Here is a 16,342-nt window from a genome sequence, read left to right on the forward strand (position 1 = left end):
TAACGGCTTTTCAGGCGGAAATCGATGCTGACCTGCTGGCATTCGATGTTCAGCGAGCAAGCACCGGCCAGGGTTGCAGCCAGAGGCTGGGCGCCCCCCATGCCACCCAGGCCAGCGGTCAGTACCCACTTGCCTTTCAGATCATCGTTGTAGTGTTGGCGACCGGCTTCGACGAAGGTTTCGTATGTGCCCTGAACGATGCCCTGGCTGCCGATGTAAATCCAGCTGCCGGCGGTCATCTGGCCATACATGGCCAGGCCTTTGGCGTCGAGTTCGTTGAAGTGTTCCCAGCTCGCCCAGTGCGGTACGAGGTTGGAGTTGGCGATCAGCACGCGCGGGGCATTGGCGTGAGTCTTGAACACGCCGACCGGCTTGCCGGATTGCACCAGCAGGGTCTCGTCGTCATTCAGATTGGTCAGGCTTTCGACGATCTTGTCGTAGCATTCCCAGTTACGTGCCGCACGACCGATGCCACCGTAAACCACCAGTTCTTTCGGGTTCTCGGCGACTTCCGGGTCGAGGTTGTTCATCAGCATGCGCAGCGGCGCTTCGGTCAGCCAGCTCTTGGCGGTCAGCGTGTTACCGCGGGCAGCGCGGATTTCAACGTCACGAAATTTAGTCACGAACAGAACTCCTCAGCAATCAATCCAAAACCAACCCAGGCAGTGGGCGAGCAAGCCGATGAGCATCAGTGCACACCGGCGAATCAGTGGACGACGGTTGAGTCTCCGTGACTCATACGCATACGTCTTTACTTGTACATACAAGCATATGCAATCAAGCGGCCAACTTGCTGGATGTGTGTTCAAGAAAAATCCTGAATCGGCCTGGAAAGCCTGTAGATCAAGGGGTCTGAGGAAGATGAAATTTTTCGCAGGGCTTTGTGGCAGGAGAGAGGGCTTGTTACTTGAGCGTGGTTTTGCGCCACGCTGGGGCGTTAGGTAACAAGTTGGTGCGCAGTTTCGAATCAGATGATCGTTCCCACGCTCTGCGTGGTAACGCCGTCACGGACGCTCCGCGTCCGCTTCTTGCGACTGTGACGCGGAGCGTCACGGGATGCGTTCCCACGCAGAGCATGGGAACGATCAGTAACCATTCAATCGAGATCGGTCAGATGTACCCGACTAGTTGAATTGACGACTGCTACGCAGCCAAGCGGGAGCAAGCTCCCTCGCCACAGAGAGGCTCATTGGCCGGGGAATCAGCGTGTGGTCAGTTCGATCACGCAGCATGGGCCGTTGACGGAGATTTCCAGCAGGCCGGTGTTACCGTCCAGTTGCAGGCAATCATGCCGATCCAGTTGCGAAGCGCTGTCACCGACCTTCACTTCCAGTGCTTCGCTGATGCTGAACACCAACACCGTGCCCGCCTCGCTGAAAAACCGCTGCTCACCACTCAACCACTGCAACCGTGCGCCATAACGCTGCGGTGCGTAGATCAGGTTGAAATCGCGAATCGGCCCACCGAGCAATGTGCAGGAAACCTTGCTCTCTCCGCTGAAGGCAAACGGGTCCAGCGGTAACAACGACCGCGTGTGCTGACCGTCAACCGATAAGGTCATGCCGTCACCCTGCAACACGGTGATGATTCGCTCATAACCGGCGAAGGTGGAAAACCCGCCTGACTCGCCAATGTCGGCAATCGACAGGCGCCAGCCAAACCCGTCCAGACCGGTGCCGGCATCACGGGTAATTTCTTCGGTGCTGCCGCCGCCGTTTTTCCACGGCATGCGCGGGTAATCTTTGGCGCGTAAAACTTTCAGACTGCTCATTTATGGAACCGACCTTCCAGACGATGACGGGAACCGGGGTGGATCAAACGGGCAGCAGTCACCGGCTGACGCCCGGACCAGGTGCGGCGACGGATCAGCAGGCACGGCTCGCCCTTTTCAATCTGCAACAATTTGCATTCGGACGGCTCGGCCAGGATCGCCTCGACCACGTGCTCGCCTTCGGTCAGCGGCGCGACCTGGTTCAAATAGGCGTATGGCGTTTGCAGGGTGAAGTCCTGCTTGAGGTAATCCGGAGCCACCAGTGCGTTGACGAAACGGTCTTCGATTTGCACCGGAATATCGTTTTCGAAATGCACGATCAGCGAGTGGAACACCTTCTGCCCTTCACGCATGTCCAAGGCCAGGGCGCGCTCGGAACCGGCAGCCTCTTCTTCAAGCGTGATGACCTTGCAGGTGTGGCGATGACCGCGAGAGGCGATTTCGTCGGCGATGTTGTGCACTTCAAACAGCGCGGACTGGCTTTTAGGTTCGGCGACGAACGTACCCACGCCTTGCATACGCACCAGCAGACCGTCGGCGGTCATCTCGCGCAAGGCGCGATTGATGGTCATGCGGCTGAAACCCAGCTGGCTGACCAGCTCGCTTTCCGACGGCACGCGATAGTGCGGCGGCCAGTTTCCACTGTCGATTTGCTGGGTGATCATTTGTTTGACGCGGGCGTACAAGGGCGCCGGACTGTCGCCCATGTTCGCGGCCAACGGAGAGACTGGAGGCGGAGTCGGCACGGTTAATCCTTGGTCGTTTAGTGAATATCGCTAGCTTGCCGGAGTTTACCGGGCAGGCAAACGTCTGTATATGTATATACAAATAACACACGATGGGGTGCTGAACCATGTCCGCCTTCTTTGCCGAACGCGCGCTGCTGCCTAGTGGATGGGCCAACAATGTACGTCTTGAGGTCAGCGCCGACGGCGTATTGACCCATATCCAGGCCAATTCCCATGCAGATGACGCCGAACGGTTGAGCGGTCCGCTGCTGCCCGGCATGCCGAATCTGCACTCTCACGCCTTCCAGCGGGCCATGGCCGGGCTGGCGGAAGTGGCGGGTAATCCGAACGACAGTTTCTGGACCTGGCGCGACTTGATGTACCGCCTCGTCGGAAAAATCAGCCCGGAGCAACTCGGGGTCATCGCCCGTCAGCTGTACATCGAGATGCTCAAGGCCGGCTACACATCGGTGGCGGAATTTCATTACGTACACCACGACACCAGTGGCCAGCCTTATGCCGACCCTGCCGAGCTGGCCCAGCGCATCAGCCAGGCGGCCAGTTCGGCGGGAATTGGTTTGACCCTGCTGCCGGTGCTCTACAGCCATGCTGGTTTCGGCGGTCAGACACCCAATGAAGGTCAGCGCCGTTTCATCAACAGCACTGAAAACTACCTCAAGCTGCAGTCGCGATTGCAGCCCATATTGGCGCAGCAAAAGGCGCAGACACTCGGTTTGTGCTTCCACTCGCTACGTGCGGTCACGCCACAGCAGATCAGCGAAGTGCTGGCGGCCAGCGACCAGCACTGCCCGGTGCACATCCACATCGCCGAACAACAGAAGGAAGTCGACGATTGCCTGAGCTGGAGCGGTCGACGTCCGGTGCAATGGCTTTATGAGCATGTCGACGTCGATCAGCGCTGGTGCCTGGTTCACGCCACCCACGTCAATCCCGAAGAAGTCTCGTCGATGGCCAAGAGCCGGGCCATTGCCGGTCTGTGCCTGACCACCGAGGCCAACCTGGGCGACGGGATCTTCCCGGCAGTGGACTTCCTCGCCCAGGGCGGCCGCATGGGTATCGGTTCCGACAGTCATGTATCGCTGAGCGTGGTGGAGGAATTGCGTTGGCTGGAATATGGCCAACGTCTGCGCGACCAGCGGCGCAACCGCTTGTATGGCGCCAAGCAACCGATGGTCGGGCGCACGCTGTTCGACGCGGCGCTCGATGGCGGCGCGCAGGCGCTGGGTCAACCGATTGGTGTGCTGGAGGTGGGCAAGCGTGCGGATTGGCTGGTGCTGGACGGCAACGACCCGTATCTGGCAACGGCCAGTGGCGACGGGATCTTGAATCGCTGGTTGTTTGCCGGTGGCGATCGGCAGGTGCGGGATGTGCTGGTCAATGGCCAGTGGGTTGTGCGTGACGGGCGGCATGCGGGCGAAGAGGAAAGCAACCGGGCATTCACCCAAGTCCTGCGCGATTTGTTGGGTTAACCCCCGCTGATCATTCCCACGCTCTGCGTGGGAATGATCAGTAGCGCAGTGATCAGTTCGAGGTCTTGGCCATCTGCGTATCCGACGCTCGCCAGATCAGTCGCGTGGTGTCGTAGCCCTGCTGGCGTGCCTTGCTCAGCAGTTCTTCACGCACCACACCGTTCACGGTCGGTGTGCGTGACAGGAGCCACAAATAGCGACGGCTTGGGTCACCGACAATGGCTGTCTTGTAGTCATCGCTGACATACAGCACCCAGTATTCGCCCTTCGCCACACCCGGAATCAGCCTCGAAAACCAGGTATCGAACTCGACCCACAACTTGTCGGTTTTACCCGGCACCTGTGGATAAGCCGTGCCCTTGACCTCTTCCCATTGCCACTGCGCCGTCAGGCAGCGGTTCAGCACCGCGACGTTGCCATCGGGCAACAGCGTGTAATGGGCTTCGGATTGCGCGCAATCGCGCTGGAAATACATCGGCAGACGGGCCAACTCGTACCAGGTGCCCTGGTAACGCTTGAGGTTGACGCTGTTGGCTGTCTTGGGCGCCAACGGATCCTGGCCAGAAGTGGCACAACCGGCCAATACCAGGCCGGCAAAAAGCATCATCAATAACCGCTTCATTGTTTTTCTCCCGTGGGCACTTCGCCCCGGTTTACTTCAGGCCTTGGCCGGAAAACATCAACACTTTGTCACCGGCGAATTGCACGCTGATAAAGCTGTTCTTGTCGCCCCATGTGCAACTGGACATGCCGAGTGCGCCGGAGCAATCGGCGGGTTTGCCCAACAGGGTTTCAACTTCGGCCTTGGCCATGCCGGCCGAGAGCTTCGAGTAGTTTTCCTGATTGACTTTGCTGCACGCAGCCAACAACACGCAGAACGAAAGCAGGGCGATGGATCGCAGCGACATGTGAACTCCAGAGGCGGTGGGGAATGGCATGACTGCCAAACTGAACCTTAGAAGAGAAAACCCTAATCTGGTTCCCTGAGCGACCGGCTATTTGTTGGGCCGCTCGTCTGCCTCTACCCGGCAAATCAGCCACTTTGCATGGCGATCGAGTATTTCGTCGGTTTTGCGCACATTCGCCTAATCTTTGGCGCCGCCCAGTCGACACAAATGCAACGCAAAGCCACGCCTGTGGCCATTGCCCCTCCTTTGTTGACCAGATTCCCTGCGGTAGCTCATCCAATGACCCGAAACATGAAGTTCAGCCACAAGATCTTGTTGGCTGCCGCCCTCGTGGTGGCCGTCGCATTCGCTTGTTTCATCCTGTTCAACGACTATCGCCAACGGCAGACCTTGCGCAGCAGCACCGAAGCATCGATGCAGGAACTCGGCAGCCTGACCACCAGCAACATCCAGACCTGGCTGGAAAGCCGCATGCAGTTGCTGCAATCGATGGCCCAGCAAGTCACTGCCGATGGCAATGCCCCGGCCAGCCTGAAACGCATCATCGACCTGCCCGCCTACACTGGTAATTTCCAGCTGAGTTACTTCGGTGGTGCCGACGGTGTGATGTTCTCGGTTCCGGCAGGCAACCGCGCAGCTGATTACGACCCACGGGCCCGTGGCTGGTACAAGGCTGCCAACAGTGCGCAACAGACCATCGTCACCGAACCGTACATCGCCGCTTCGTCCGGCAAACTGGTGATTACCGTTGCAACGCCGGTACAGCGCCAAGGCCAGATGATCGGCGTGGCCGGCGCCGATATCGACCTGTCCAGCGTCAGTGAGATCATCAACTCGCTGAACTTCGGCGGTCACGGACATGCCTTCATCGTCGGCGCTGACGGCAAGATCCTGATCCACCCGGACAGCAAGCTGGTACTCAAGAACCTGACCGAGGCTTACCCCAACGGTGCGCCAAAGGTCAGCCCCGGCATGAAAGAGGTCGAGATCGATGGCAAGCGCCAGTTCATCTCGTTTACTCACGTCAACGGGGTGCCGTCGGCCGATTGGTACGTGGCACTGGTGCTCGACCAGGACACCGCGTTCTCGATGCTTAGCGAATTCCGCACCTCGGCCATCATTGCCATGGTGATTGCGGTGGTGATCATCATTGCATTGCTGGGCATGCTGATCAGCCTGCTGATGCAACCGCTGCTGACCATGGGCCGCGCCATGCACGACATCGCCGAAGGCGAAGGTGACTTGACCAAACGCCTGACCATTCATGGCCACGACGAATTCGGTGCGCTGGGGCTGTCGTTCAACCGCTTCGTCGAGCGCATTCACACCTCGATCATCGAAGTGTCCTCGGCCACCGGTCAGGTCAACGAAGTCGCCCTGCGCGTTGTCGCAGCTTCCAATTCGTCGATGTACAACTCCGACCAGCAAGCCTCGCGCACCAGCAGCGTGGCCGCGGCGATCAATCAGCTTGGCGCCGCCGCCCAGGAAATCGCCCAGAACGCCGCCCTCGCCTCGCAGCATTCGAGCGATGCGCGCAGCCTGGCCGAAGACGGCCAGCAAGTGGTGGATAAAACCATTGCGGCGATGCAGCAGCTCTCGGCGAAGATCAGCGATTCGTGCGGCAACATCGAGACGCTCAACAGCAATACGGTGAACATCGGACAGATTCTGGAAGTGATCACCAGCATCTCCCAGCAAACCAACCTGCTGGCGCTTAACGCGGCCATCGAAGCAGCGCGGGCCGGTGAGGCCGGGCGCGGTTTCGCAGTGGTCGCCGACGAAGTGCGCAACCTGGCCCATCGCACCCAGGATTCCGCGCAGCAAGTGCAGACCATGATCGAAGAACTGCAAGTCGGCGCCCGCGCGGCCGTGGGCATCATGACCGACAGTCAGCGCCAGAGCGAAAGCAGCGTCGGCATCGCCAACCAGGCCGGTGAGCGGCTGGGTAGCGTGACCCAGCGCATCGGCGAAATCGACGGCATGAACCAGTCCGTCGCCACGGCGACCGAAGAGCAAACGGCTGTGGTGGAATCGATCAACGTCGACATCACCGAGATCAACACACTGAACCAGGAAGGTGTAGAGAACCTGCAGGCGACCTTGCGCGCGTGTGCCGATCTTGAGCAGCAGGCGGCACGGTTGAAGCAGTTGGTGGGGAGTTTCAGGATCTAAGGTGCCCACACCGGCCCTTTCGCTGGCAAGCCAGCTCCCACAATGTTTTGCAGCGGACACAATTTTTGTGTACGACGCAAAACCCTGTGGGAGCTGGCTTGCCAGCGATGGCAGCCTCAGCACTAACGAAATACTAGAATCGTGAACCCGGTCTGGAGAGAAACGCCAACTCCTCAGGCGTAGACTCCCTTCCCAACACCGCATTGCGATGCGGAAACCGCCCAAACTGCGCGATCACTTTCTGATGCTTCTGGGCGTAGTCCAGGTAATCGGCAAACAGCGCCTGGTCACTTTCCGGCTGTTGCGCCACCAACTCGATGTACCGCGAGACACCTTCGTTCTGCACCGCGAGGTTTTCGCTGTGCTCGAACACCAGATAGATGAACACCCGCTGGATCGGCGGCAATTGCCGATCGAAGTCCGCCGCAATGCCTTGGGCAACGAGTTGCTGTGCCCGGGAATCGCCGGAAAACGCTTTGGGAGAATCGCGAAAGATCATTCGCGGCAGTTGATCGAGCAACAGCACCAGGGCCAGCCAACCTTCGGGACGTTGCGTCCACTCGGTCAATCCACCGGTCAATGCCTGCTCGACCCAGTCCCCGAAACGCTCGCGCGCTTCGAGGTCCTGGCTGTCACGCTTGCCGAACCACAACTTGCCCTTCTGTGCCGCCACTTGCTTGGCTGATTCAGACGTTCCGAACCACCATTCGAGCAACGGCTGCCAGGGCGCAGTCATGATTTACTCCTTGTGGTAAGCCGTGACGCGGGCCACTTCTTCTTTCGAACCGAGGAACACCGCTACGCGCTGGTGCAGGCCTTCCGGCTGAATGTCGAGGATGCGCTGGTGACCATCGGTGGAGGCGCCACCCGCTTGTTCCACGAGGAACGACATCGGGTTGGCTTCGTACATCAGGCGCAGCTTGCCCGGCTTCGACGGCTCGCGGCTGTCACGCGGGTACATGAACAGACCGCCACGGGTCAGGATGCGATGCACGTCGGCCACCATCGCGGCGACCCAGCGCATGTTGTAGTTCTTTTTCAGCGGGCCTTCATCGCCTGCCAGCAATTCGCCGACGTAGCGCTGCACCGGTGCTTCCCAGTGACGCTGGTTGGAGGCGTTGATGGCAAATTCCTGGGTGGCTTCCGGAATGGTGATGTTTTCGTGAGTCAGTACGAAGCTGCCCATTTCACGGTCCAGGGTGAAGCCTTTGACGCCGTCGCCCAGGGTCAGGATCAGCATGGTCTGGGGACCGTAGATCGCGTAACCGGCGGCCACTTGCTGGGTACCTGGCTGCAGGAAGGCTTTTTCGTTCAGGGGTTCGTTCTGGCTCAGGTATTCGTTCGGGCAACGCAGTACCGAGAAGATCGTGCCGACCGGGGCGTTGATGTCGATGTTCGAAGAGCCGTCCAGCGGGTCGAATACCAGCAGGTAGGCGCCTTTCGGGTATTTGCCCGGGATCTGGTAGGCGTTATCCATTTCTTCGGACGCCATGCCGGCCAGGTGACCGCCCCATTCATTGGCCTCGAGCAGGATCTCGTTGGAGATCACGTCGAGCTTTTTCTGCACTTCGCCCTGGACGTTTTCAGTGCCCATGCTGCCCAGAACGCCGCCGAGGGCGCCTTTGGACACGGCGTGGTTGATTTCCTTGCAAGCACGCGCCACCACTTCGATCAGGAAGCGCAGATCGGCAGGAGTGTTGTTGCTACGGGTCTGCTCAATCAAATAGCGACTCAAGGTAACGCGGGACATGGAAGGCTCCGGAGGAATGGGGGGGCTAAAAACCCGCGCAGTTTAACGCGAGTCGGGGCGCATTTCCTCCTATCAGACGTGATCGGCTGAAGAGAGTTCATGCTCCGGGTTTAGCGTAGTAGGAAACGGCTCAGATATGAGGCGTCGACGGGCGCCAATTTCGATATTCATGCAGGAGCCCGCCTGCTCGCGATCGGGTGCCAAGCAACCGGTTTCAGGGCTTGACCGGTGGTTTGCGCAACAGGCTGAACGCCATCGCCGCCAGGAACAATACGCTGAGCAACAGCACCGCCCACAGGCCGAATTTCTTCCAGTCGGTGCCCACCACTGCCGGCCCTGGCGTAGCCGAAGGCGTAACCACAACCCCGGCATCCACCGCAGCCTTGCCCAATGTCGCCAGTTTCGCCGCGTTGAAGTCCGGTATCAGGGTCGACAATGGCAGGTTTGCCGCCTTCACCGTCGAGTTGCCCAGCGCCAGCGTATAAGGCCCCGGCCCTCGCGCCAGAAAGACCAGGTGCGTCGCCCGCACGGCGAACTTTATTACCGGCACCTGCGCCCCCAATCCACCGCCGCGCTCGTCCACGGTCAGCTTCAATTGCTGCACGGTCTGCCCCGACAATTGCAACTGATCCTGAACCACATCCTGACTGCCCTGGGTCAGGCGATAAAGCAGACCGTTGCTCAGAGGTTGCCACGGCAGGCTACCATCGCGACGACCGGACAACGTGACCGGCGCCAGACTGTTGGCCTGGCTCAGTTCGACCTGCACTCGCTCGACGCTGACGCTCATCGGCAATTGCCAGGTGTACTCGCCGGCCTTCACGCTGCTGCCGGCCAACGCTTGCGACCAGACCAACGGCAACGGCAGACTGCGGCTGCTTTGCAGTTGCGCCGACGTCAGGGTCGGCGCCAATTGCGGTGCCTCCCACAGCAATCGCAAGTAGCGCGCCGACTGCCCGGGCAGAGCGACTTCGTGTTGCTCGACTCGCTCATCGGCAAAAGTCAGCCGCGCGACCTGCCCTTCTCCCCATGACTGCCAATGCTGCAAATCGTCACTGGCCTCGATGGTAAAACGCTGGAAGCCATCGCGCTCGCTGGTCCAGTCAAGAACCAACTGCTGCAACGGCGCCTTGATGGCACTGGCGTCGAGCAGCCAGCCGCGCAACGCTTCCTCGCCCGCCTCCAACTGAGTGGAGGGCTGCACTTCGACCAACGCGCCGTTGGCAGTCGATTGCACGCGCACGCTCGGCGCATGCTCGGTGGCGTCTACCGAGTTGTACAGCGGGAACCATTTGACGTCGGTCAGCGTGCGGCCGTCTTCAGCTTGCGGGGTGGCCCGCGCCAGCGCGTAGGCCTGTGGTTCGCCATTGGCATTGAACACGCGCACATCGCTCAGGTCGGTTTGCCGGGCATTCAGTTGCACGATCAAGGGCAGCTCAAGTCGATACCACGGCCCCTCACCGCTGACGGACAACGGCACTTGTGTGGTGAAGTCTGCGAGTTTTTCCTGGGCGCCAGCCGAGAGCGCCATCCCCATGGCTACCACGCCCAACCAGCACAGGTTCAGCTTCTGACTCAAGACGACACTCCTCCAGTTTGCGGGGCCGGTTTCTCGGCATCCTCCGCAGCCTCGGCACGCTTGGGCGGCAACGGGGCAAAGTAGCCCACCACCAGCAGCAACACGCCAACGCCAATAAACGACACGATCCGCGCCAGCCCGCCACGGTTACTCAATTCGACAAAGAACAGTTTCGCCACAACCACGCCGATCAGCGCCGCGCCGATCAGCCAGACTTCACGGCGATGCCGCAAATGGCCGCCGATCATCAGACTCAGAGCGATCATCGTCCAAATGATCGACAGACCGGCCTGCACCCGCATGGATTCAAGCAACGCATCGAGCTGGAACGGCACCCCGCCCCAATGGTGTGCCGCACGCATCACCAGTGCAGTAAAGAACACGAACAACGAGACGCCAGCGATCAGCTGTGTGGCGCGGGCGACGTAGTCCTTGTTGAACTGCAGTTGCGTCAGCGCGTTGCGTGACCAGACGTAAACGCCGAACAGCGCAAACAACAAACCCAGCTCCAGCGGATTGATCAGCGGTACGTAGGGCAGCGGCTCAGCCATGCCGTCACTGACAGCGTTGGCCAACCAGAACCAGCCGAGCATCAACAAGGCCAAGGGCGCGGCGGCATACACACGGTATTCGCGCGCATGGTCCGACATCGGCCACGGCCACTGTCGGGGCGCGGCCACCAGCACCAGATACAGGCTTGGCAGAATCGCCCAACCCAACCAGCGCCAGGCGTTGTACTGCTCGGACAGCAGCAAAAGTCCGTAACGCAATTCCAGGGCCAGTACGCCGATCAGCAGCCAGCAACCGAGCACATGGGCGACACTGAGCACCCGCGCTGCCAGCATCGGAGCCAGGCGACGCAGCGAAATGAAATGCACAACGAACAATGCCGTCCACGCCAGCCACCCCAAATTGGCCGCCGGGTGATAACGCGAATGCCACGCGGCGAGCAAAACCACACCGGCAGCCGGGATCAGCAACGTGCAAAGCAAACCCAGTGACGTCCAATTCAGACGCAAGGCCAACACAGCCCACAACGTTGCGCTCAATAGTGCGACCGCCAGCAGCAACGTCACTTGAAGTTCAAGCGGGGCAAACCGCAGCACCTCGCTGACCCATGCCAGCGACCACCAACCCGCGCCCCAAATCAGCGACGCCTGAGACAAACGTTGCAGAGTCAGCCCGTCAAACACCGTGACGGCGTTGCCGGTTTGCAAGCGCCAGGCCCCGACCAGCCCTGTCAGGCCGAGTAGCAGCGGCGTCCAGAATCCACCGTGGGCCATGGGGCGCAAGTCTTCATAGAACGAGGGCGCGGCGACCAGGAACAACATGCCCCCAAGCCACTGAACGGCCATGGCGGTGAACACAAACGTGCGCGACGGCAGACGCAGGCCGACAAACAACGTGATCAACCCGGCCAGCGCCCAACTGATCGTCGTGCCTTCGGCGAAGAAAAACAGCGGCGCCAGCAGATAGATGAACGACAGGCCAAGACAGGCCAACAGCGGTACGCCTTTGCGTTCCCACGGTGAAGTCTGCCCGGGCAGTGCTTTATGCAATGAGTAGAAACTGAACAACAGCGCGACGCCAAGCAACAGCGCGCCCAAGGGCGCACCTTCAAGCAGACTATTCTCACCCGCGCCCAGCTCGCTGAGAAACGTCAGTGCCGAGCCCAATTGCAGCAGTAAGGCGAATGCTCGGGCCAACGGTCGTTGCTGACGCAGACCCAGCCAGAAAATCCCGGCGCCCTCTACGGCCCATGCTGCTGTTGTCCAGCGCGCATCTAGCCCCAGTGGAATCGCCAGGCTGGTGAAAATCACACCCAGGGCAAGACAGGTTTCTGCCAGCAGCAACGTTCGGCCGCCAAACAGCAGACGGGCCAGGCCCATGTAGATGATGCCCAGCGCCAAGGCACTGAACGCGGCGGCGAATTCCAAGTGTTGCACCAAGGCGAACTGCAAGCCGAAGCCCACCAGCGGCGGACCGAATAGCAAGGTACCGTCGACATAGTCGCCCTTGCGTGCCGACCACTGCAGTAGAGCCTCACGGCCACCGCCCTCGGGCGCGTCGCCGAGCTCGAGTAACTTGCGGCGGGCGAACAGCAGACCGATGGCCAGGTACATCAGGAAGAACAGAATCAGAAACGGCTCGGTGCTCCACAACAGTTCCGGCGTGTAGGTGCGCGCACCCCAGGCGAAACCAATGCCGAAAGTGCCGACAAAGCCGATCACGTTCAGCGTTCGCCAGGCCTTGAACCAGGCGATGGCCAGGATGCCGGCATTGAGCAAGGCAAAATAGCTGAACAACGCGACGTGGCTACCGCTACCGGTAGACGCCAGGATCGGCGCGGCAAAACCGCCCAATGCCGCCGCACAGGCCAGCCCCAAGGAGTCCTGGGTGATGGCCAGAATCGCCGAAAACACGGTGACCGCCACCAGCAGCCCGAACGCCGCCGAAGGGTCGAGCAGCGGATGCAATCGCATCGCTGCAAACACCGTCAGATACAGCACCGCAACCCCGGCGCCTTGCAACATCAACGCATAATTGTTGTTACGACGCCGCAGCCACCATCCAAGGCCAAGCAGCCCCAATGCCGCCGCCGCGACACCGGCATAACGCAGCTCGATCGGCACCACCATGCCTTCAGTTGCGTAGCGCAGCAGGAACGCCAGACCGAGAAACAACAGCACCACGCCCACTCGCAGTACGGTGTTGCCACCGAACAGCCATGCTCGAGCGCCATTGATAGCGCGTTCGATGAAATTGGGGCCGCGAGGTGGGGCCGGTTGTTGCGAATCGCGAACGTCCGGCGCAGGTTTCCAGGCATCAAATGATGGTGCGGGATGGTTTACGGTGGCGGCCGCGGTGCTGAGGGGTTCGAGTTCGGGCGGAAGCTCCCAGACCAGCTCAACAGGGGGATGCGAAGCCGCTGTGCCGGGGATGGGGTCGGTTTCGCTGATGACAGGCGCAGTGACTTCGGGGGCTTTGGCGCCAGACACCTCCAACACCGCCAGCCGTTGCTCGACGGCATGCAACGCAACTTGAGCCTGCTCCAACAAAAGGCGTTGCGAGTCGGCCTGCGAAGCCAGACGGCCAACTCGAATCGCCTGGCCGATTGCCAAGCCAAGCAGCGCGCCCAGCAGTGCATCGCTGAACGACTCGTCGAGTATCCAGCCCAGCACCAGGCCAATCAGCGTCAACATCCATTGCATGGTCGATATCCTTGAGCGCAATCCAGAAAGATTAGCGTAGCCACGGCCAAAAGATCGCAGCCTTCGGCAGCTCCTGCAAAAACGCTTTAATTCGCGATTTTGCAGGAGCTGCCGAAGGCTGCGATCTTTTGCGGCGCGTCAGTATATCGATCCGACCGAAGACTTACTCCAGCGCTTTCCAGATATCCGTGGCGTACTCGCGAATCGTCCGGTCAGACGAGAACCAGCCCATCCGCGAGGTGTTCAACACCGCCGAACGCCACCACTCCTTGGAATCGTGCCAATGGGCTTCGACCCGCATCTGCGCGTTCCAGTAGGAATCGAAATCGGCGCAGACCAGGAAACGGTCGTAATCCACCAGCGAATCGATCAGCCCGCTGTACCGCGACGGATCATCCGGCGAGAACACCCCGCTACGAATCGCTTGCAGCACATCGTTGAGCCGGTGAGACGCAGCGATGTCCGGCACTGCACTGAACTCGTGGTTTTGCTTGCGCGCTTCCACCTGCTGCGCGCTGAGCCCGAAGATGAACATATGCTCGGCGCCGATGCGCTCGCACATCTCCACGTTGGCGCCGTCCAGCGTGCCGATGGTCAGCGCACCGTTGAGGCCGAATTTCATGTTGCTGGTGCCCGACGCCTCGAAACCGGCGGTGGAGATCTGTTCGGACAAGTCAGCCGCCGGAATGATGCTCTCGGCGAGGCTGACGTTGTAATTGGGCAGGAACACTACTTTGAGCAAGCCACGCACGGTCGGATCGTTGTTCACCACCCGGGCGATGTCGTTGGTCAGCTTGATGATCAGCTTGGCCTGGTGATAACTGGCCGCCGCCTTACCGGCGAAGATCTTCACCCGCGGTACCCAATCGATTTCCGGCTCGGCGCGAATCGCCTGGTACAACGCCACGGTGTGCAGCAGGTTGAGCAACTGGCGCTTGTACTCGTGGATCCGTTTGACCTGCACATCGAACATCGCCGCCGGGTTGACCGCCACGCCCAGCCGTTCGTGAATGAGATACGCCAGGGCTTTTTTGCTGTGCAAACGCTGCTCGGCAAACGCCTTGCGGAACGCGGTTTTTTCGGCGAACGGCTCAAGATCGAGCAATCGCGCTTCGGGGTTATCCAGCAGATCCGGGCCGAGTGCATCGACCAGCATCGAGGTCAGCTCGGAGTTGGCCTGATAAAGCCAGCGGCGGAAGGTAATGCCGTTGGTTTTGTTGTTGATCCGCTCCGGGTAGAGCTTGTGCAGCTCGGAGAACACCGTTTTGCGCATCAGTTGCGTGTGCAAACCGGACACGCCATTGACGCTGTGGGAGCCCAGGAACGCCAGATTGCCCATGCGTACCCGGCGGCCATTGTCTTCTTCGATCAGCGACACCGCGCGCAGCACGTCGAAATCGTGAATGCCTTTGGCGCGCAACGAATCGATGTGCTGGGCATTGATCAGGTAAATGATCTGCATGTGACGTGGCAGCATGCGCTCCATCAACCCCACCGGCCAGGTTTCCAGCGCTTCGGGCAGCAGCGTGTGATTGGTGTAGGACAGCGTGTCGACCGTAACCTGCCAGGCGGCATCCCAGGCCACGTCGTAGACGTCGACCAATTGGCGCATCAGCTCGGCAACGGCAATCGATGGGTGCGTGTCATTGAGCTGGATCGCCGCATGATCCCCCAGGGTCAGTACCGAGGTGTGCATGTTGCGATGGCGACGCAGCAAGTCCTGCAATGATGCCGCGACAAAGAAGTATTCCTGACGCAGACGCAGTTCCTGGCCGGCTTCGGTGCTGTCCGCCGGATACAGCACGCGGGAGATACTCTCGGCGCGGGCCACTTCGGCCACTGCGCCAAGGTGGTCACCGGCGTTGAAACGCTCAAGGTGCAAGTCTTCCATGGCCCGTGCGCGCCACAGTCGCAGGGTGTTCACGCTCGCTCCTCGCCAGCCGACCACGGGTGTGTCGTAGGCAATGGCCCGCACGGTTTCCGCCGGGTGCCAGACTTGCTTGGACTTGCCACTTTCATCGGTCACGGTCTCGACGCTGCCACCAAAACCGATCGGATATACCACCTCCGGACGCTCGAACTCCCAAGGGTTGCCGAAATCCAGCCAGTGTTCGGTTTGCTCCTGCTGCCAGCCGTCGACAATCGCCTGACGGAACAGGCCGTGTTCATAGCGAATGCCGTAGCCATGACCGGCGATGCCCAGGGTCGACATGCTTTCCATGAAGCACGCCGCCAGACGACCGAGGCCCCCGTTGCCCAGCGCGGCATCGGGCTCCAGCAGGCGGATGCGCTCGAGGTCGACGCCGAGTTCGGTCAGGGCCTCGCGCGCGACGTCGAGCAGGCCAAGGTTGCTCAGGCTGTCGTAGAGCAAGCGACCGATGAGAAATTCCAGGGAGAGGTAGTAAACGCGCTTCTGACCTTTGCGATAAATCTGACGCGTGTGGTCCATCCAGTGCTCGACCATGTGATCACGCGCTGCCAGGGCAATGGCTTCGAACCAGTCGTGGTCGAAGGCGTGATCCGGGTCTTTGCCCACCGCATAGGTGAGTTTGGTCAAGACGGCGTCGCGGAATGCGGCCACCTCTGCTTCGCGAACAAGTGGTTCTTGAGTCATCGATAGGACCTCGAGCGAGCGTTGAGTTGTCTGAGCCTAGACGGTCTGACAGGTGGTAGAGGCTCTGGTTCGGCAGTTTTTCCCGCAAGTGCGAAACAGATCGGCAATACATTGTCGT

Annotated in this window: 11 protein-coding genes and 1 pseudogene; 2 read left to right on the forward strand and 10 right to left on the reverse strand. The window is 60.3% G+C overall.

Translation table 11 applies throughout. From position 1 onward, the window contains the following. The 3 genes and pseudogenes from D8U69_RS09155 to hutC all read right to left on the reverse strand — a co-directional run. Nucleotides 1-623: pseudogene (locus tag D8U69_RS09155) on the reverse strand (urocanate hydratase); the annotation flags it as partial. A 578-nt stretch (nt 624-1,201) separates the two neighbouring features. Further along, complete coding sequence (locus D8U69_RS09165; protein ID WP_130907167.1) at nt 1,202-1,771, reverse strand: HutD family protein; 570 nt, start codon at nt 1,769-1,771, stop codon at nt 1,202-1,204. After that, nucleotides 1,768-2,478, reverse strand: coding sequence for a histidine utilization repressor (hutC, locus tag D8U69_RS09170; protein WP_162135916.1), 711 nt, complete (start codon nt 2,476-2,478; stop codon nt 1,768-1,770). Before hutC ends, D8U69_RS09165 begins: the two co-directional genes overlap by 4 nt. A 146-nt stretch (nt 2,479-2,624) precedes the next feature. Here hutC and D8U69_RS09175 point away from each other — a divergent pair, with 146 nt between their 5' ends. Further along, nucleotides 2,625-3,989, forward strand: coding sequence for a formimidoylglutamate deiminase (locus D8U69_RS09175; RefSeq protein WP_130907168.1), 1,365 nt, complete (start codon nt 2,625-2,627; stop codon nt 3,987-3,989). 52 nt (nt 3,990-4,041) lie between these two features. Here D8U69_RS09175 and D8U69_RS09180 read toward each other — a convergent pair whose 3' ends face one another. Together D8U69_RS09180 and D8U69_RS09185 are read right to left on the reverse strand one after the other, a co-directional pair. Further along, a complete protein-coding gene (locus D8U69_RS09180; protein ID WP_056852223.1) occupies nt 4,042-4,611 on the reverse strand; it encodes a lipocalin family protein in 570 nt (189 codons plus the stop codon). Between the two features lie 31 nt (nt 4,612-4,642). Beyond that, entirely contained in the window at nt 4,643-4,897 is a 255-nt protein-coding gene (locus D8U69_RS09185; RefSeq protein ID WP_056725770.1) for a hypothetical protein, read from the reverse strand. A 279-nt stretch (nt 4,898-5,176) separates the two neighbouring features. Between D8U69_RS09185 and D8U69_RS09190 the strand changes: the two genes are divergently transcribed. Beyond that, nucleotides 5,177-7,069 (forward strand): methyl-accepting chemotaxis protein, encoded by a 1,893-nt coding sequence (locus tag D8U69_RS09190; protein ID WP_206663065.1) that lies wholly within the window; start codon nt 5,177-5,179, stop codon nt 7,067-7,069. 133 nt (nt 7,070-7,202) lie between these two features. Here D8U69_RS09190 and D8U69_RS09195 read toward each other — a convergent pair whose 3' ends face one another. From D8U69_RS09195 to D8U69_RS09215, 5 genes are all read right to left on the reverse strand, one after another. After that, entirely contained in the window at nt 7,203-7,805 is a 603-nt protein-coding gene (locus D8U69_RS09195; RefSeq protein WP_130907170.1) for a DUF924 family protein, read from the reverse strand. A 3-nt stretch (nt 7,806-7,808) separates the two neighbouring features. After that, a complete protein-coding gene (locus tag D8U69_RS09200; RefSeq protein WP_015093094.1) occupies nt 7,809-8,819 on the reverse strand; it encodes a class 1 fructose-bisphosphatase in 1,011 nt (336 codons plus the stop codon). A gap of 214 nt (nt 8,820-9,033) precedes the next feature. Continuing rightward, nucleotides 9,034-10,398, reverse strand: coding sequence for a DUF3999 domain-containing protein (locus D8U69_RS09205; RefSeq protein WP_130907171.1), 1,365 nt, complete (start codon nt 10,396-10,398; stop codon nt 9,034-9,036). Next, nucleotides 10,395-13,610, reverse strand: a complete 3,216-nt coding sequence (locus tag D8U69_RS09210) for a DUF2339 domain-containing protein (protein WP_130907172.1) — start codon at nt 13,608-13,610, stop codon at nt 10,395-10,397. The genes D8U69_RS09205 and D8U69_RS09210 overlap by 4 nt, the downstream gene beginning before the upstream one ends. Nucleotides 13,611-13,773: 163 nt before the next feature. After that, entirely contained in the window at nt 13,774-16,224 is a 2,451-nt protein-coding gene (locus D8U69_RS09215; protein WP_056852218.1) for a glycogen/starch/alpha-glucan phosphorylase, read from the reverse strand. Nucleotides 16,225-16,342: the final 118 nt, after the last annotated feature.

This window comes from Pseudomonas sp. Sample_16, from assembly GCF_004307665.1.
GTDB lineage: Bacteria > Pseudomonadota > Gammaproteobacteria > Pseudomonadales > Pseudomonadaceae > Aquipseudomonas.

Bases quoted from the DNA above. Each gene is read 5' to 3' on its own strand.
- D8U69_RS09210 (WP_130907172.1), bottom strand. From the start codon at position 13,610: ATGCAATGGATGTTGACGCTGATTGGCCTGGTGCTGGGCTGGATACTC.
- hutC (WP_162135916.1), bottom strand. From the start codon at position 2,478: ATGGGCGACAGTCCGGCGCCCTTGTACGCCCGCGTCAAACAAATGATC.
- D8U69_RS09175 (WP_130907168.1), top strand. From the start codon at position 2,625: ATGTCCGCCTTCTTTGCCGAACGCGCGCTGCTGCCTAGTGGATGGGCC.
- D8U69_RS09185 (WP_056725770.1), bottom strand. From the start codon at position 4,897: ATGTCGCTGCGATCCATCGCCCTGCTTTCGTTCTGCGTGTTGTTGGCT.
- D8U69_RS09180 (WP_056852223.1), bottom strand. From the start codon at position 4,611: ATGAAGCGGTTATTGATGATGCTTTTTGCCGGCCTGGTATTGGCCGGT.
- D8U69_RS09200 (WP_015093094.1), bottom strand. From the start codon at position 8,819: ATGTCCCGCGTTACCTTGAGTCGCTATTTGATTGAGCAGACCCGTAGC.
- D8U69_RS09165 (WP_130907167.1), bottom strand. From the start codon at position 1,771: ATGAGCAGTCTGAAAGTTTTACGCGCCAAAGATTACCCGCGCATGCCG.
- D8U69_RS09195 (WP_130907170.1), bottom strand. From the start codon at position 7,805: ATGACTGCGCCCTGGCAGCCGTTGCTCGAATGGTGGTTCGGAACGTCT.
- D8U69_RS09190 (WP_206663065.1), top strand. From the start codon at position 5,177: ATGACCCGAAACATGAAGTTCAGCCACAAGATCTTGTTGGCTGCCGCC.
- D8U69_RS09215 (WP_056852218.1), bottom strand. From the start codon at position 16,224: ATGACTCAAGAACCACTTGTTCGCGAAGCAGAGGTGGCCGCATTCCGC.